Here is a 1,808-nt window from a genome sequence, read left to right on the forward strand (position 1 = left end):
TAATGAGTATAAGGAGTCTCTCCATTCAATAGACTACCTGAATGAAACTATGGAGATCAACGGATTAATCTATGGATGTACTGGTCGATCTTAATTGACAGTATTTTCAGAGTCATGCGCTGGCAACAAATCCTTGTCTGAATTCTGGATCAAAGTAAATTATTCAAGATTTTGACTTTACAATTATGAATCGATCATCGTAATTTCCAGTTCCGACATTGTAAAATGATCCTGTCAGTAAGTTTTGCTCCGTTTTAGTTATATTTACATGTAGAAATCCAGTCTCACTAAACTGAGTTACCATAAATGGAGCTTGTCCTCTGAAATCATAAAGATTATTGCCCGCAGTGCCAACTCCAACATAGATAGGAACACCCGGCATTGAATAATAAGAAGTGTTTACGTCCTTTATTAATGGCTCCCGCGAGTCCTCTACATTATGTACCAATGGATAAGATCTCTGATAATTATGATTGTGAGAAGTGATAACTAAATCTACACCATACTTTTCAAACAGTGGAGAATAAGTTTCTCTGAGAACTTCAGTTCCCGGATGAATAGTAGGTGAAGTAAAAAATGGTCTGTAGCCATAGACTATTATCCAGTCTATGCCGGAATTGTTAGCAGCGTTCCTTAGATCATTTGAGATAAAATTATATTGTTCCGATCCATTTGCATATGGAACAAAGAGACTCTTCCCTGTAGACATTGCCAGGAAATGAACGTTTTTGTAATCAAAAGAGTAAAATGGACTTTCTAAATCAAAATGTCTAACAAAGTCACTAAATCGTGATGATGAACGTGCCTTATTGCTATCAGTATCTGCTTCCCCTAACGTAATTTTAAATCTGTCATTGTTATCTAATTTTGAAACAATATCAAAAAAGCAGTTAGGATTTTTCACCTCTGACAAATCCCCCAGGGCAAAGGCCAGATCGGTATCCTGTTCTTCCATATCCTTTATGGTTTGTCTGGTCTTTGAGTCGCAGCCATAATCACCTGCAACTACAAAATCTAATTCAGAATTTGGAATATGCAGATCCAGATTGCCACCTAAAGCACTATTATCTTTTGACGACTCAGAAGAGTCCACGACATCAAAAGAACTTGTAATAAAAGATGACTGATACCCCTGACTTGAAGCGTCTACTTCTACGGTTAGAGGCCCGACGTCGCCTTTCTTTCCAATAGTCCAGGAATAAATGAACATGCCATTATAATCCGTTTTTCCTACAAATTCTTTCTCAAAGTTATTTCCTGGATATATCAATTTTCCATTTATTTCAGCATTTGTAATTGGTCTCTTGGCTGAATCGGTAACAGTTATTGTAGTGTTTTGAATATCGCCTCTTGCAATCGGGTTCTTCTGAGCGAGAATTGAAACAAGCAAGGAAGTATTGTTATTTCCTGATTCTTCAATGTTTGATAAATTAGTTTCTGATACATTAGAACGTTGTACAGATTGTATGGGACTCGACTGTGGTGGAGCTATCTGTACGTTACTTAAATTAGGAATTCCATTAACAGATACGCTATACCATCGTGTAGGTGCGGACTCGCACAATAATTTTGCAGTTATCTTATTCATACCTTCAATAACATGTGTATAGTTGTTACTTAAAACGAATTCCCATCGAGAAAAATCATCCAACCCCTTAATTCCTCTTGCAAAAGCATTTTGGTAAGGTCGAATATCATTAACAATTACAGATACTGAACAATTTTTAACATCATCATCTGAAGATTGACCTGAAATTAGTAGATCTTTTCCTACAGTTGCGTTTTGTGTCGTAACAGGGCTAAGTATC

At 36.5% G+C, this 1,808-nt stretch carries 1 protein-coding gene; it reads right to left on the reverse strand.

Annotated features, from left to right (window positions below; genetic code table 11):
* Positions 1-163: 163 nt before the first annotated feature.
* A partial coding sequence (locus VIP81_RS25020) for a metallophosphoesterase (RefSeq protein ID WP_331967740.1) occupies positions 164-1,808 on the reverse strand: 1,645 nt, incomplete at its 5' end.

The sequence above is a fragment of the Chitinophaga sp. genome (assembly GCF_036566945.1).
Lineage (GTDB): Bacteria > Bacteroidota > Bacteroidia > Chitinophagales > Chitinophagaceae > Chitinophaga.